This window comes from Novacetimonas maltaceti, assembly GCF_002906255.1.
GTDB classification, from domain to species: Bacteria; Pseudomonadota; Alphaproteobacteria; order Acetobacterales; family Acetobacteraceae; genus Novacetimonas; species Novacetimonas maltaceti.
Window position 1 is genome coordinate 1 of record NZ_POTC01000147.1, and the last position, 660, is coordinate 660.

Below are 660 nucleotides of genomic sequence, written 5' to 3' on the forward strand. Positions count from 1 at the left end.
TTCCCTGCGTATGGCGCAGACCCAGAGGCAGGCACCGAACAGGCGTTAGCTTATCTTATGACGAATTCAGAATGTCGTGATTCCTTCGATCGGTTTCAGGCATCCATGGTTTACGGCGAACATTTCACCTACGACACGGCAATGGCGTCAGTACAGAGCCTGTATGCCGCCATTAAAGAAACCGAAAATCATGTAGATGAAAAGAACGATGTCGAACCAAATAAAAAACGACCGAAATAAAGACAACGACCATAAAGATTATCACTTTTCCAAAGGAAAAACCGGCAGGATCGTCCGTTGGCTGCTCCGCATTGGCAAGCGGCCCGAAACCGTTGATGAAACTGTCACCGCACCCGCCGTCCTCACACTCATGGCATTCCTCTGGGCTGACAAACATCCGGATTGCGGCCAGCTTCCGATATGGGTCTATGTCGCCTCCGTAGCTTCTGCCGGAACCTGGTACGGTCTCGTCAGAGGAGGTCCTGAATTTATCAGGCCCTTCTTCAGGGGTATCTTGACTGGCGGACTGACCGCGATGACGCTCTACCTTTGTCTGCCACATATTGCGCAGCCTCAGGAATGGTCTTCCATATCAGGCAACATGATCATAATTGGCATGGATCTGTTTTTCTTTGCCCATGCGCTTTCGGCTATCGCGCG

General features: G+C 51.1%; 2 protein-coding genes. Both read left to right on the forward strand.

Translation table 11 applies throughout. The features are described from left to right. The coding region (locus tag KMAL_RS17410) for a hypothetical protein (protein ID WP_180999867.1) at positions 1 to 240 on the forward strand (240 nt) is incomplete at its 5' end. After that, the coding region (locus tag KMAL_RS16745) for a hypothetical protein (protein WP_146044268.1) at positions 209 to 660 on the forward strand (452 nt) is incomplete at its 3' end. The genes KMAL_RS17410 and KMAL_RS16745, both read left to right, overlap by 32 nt.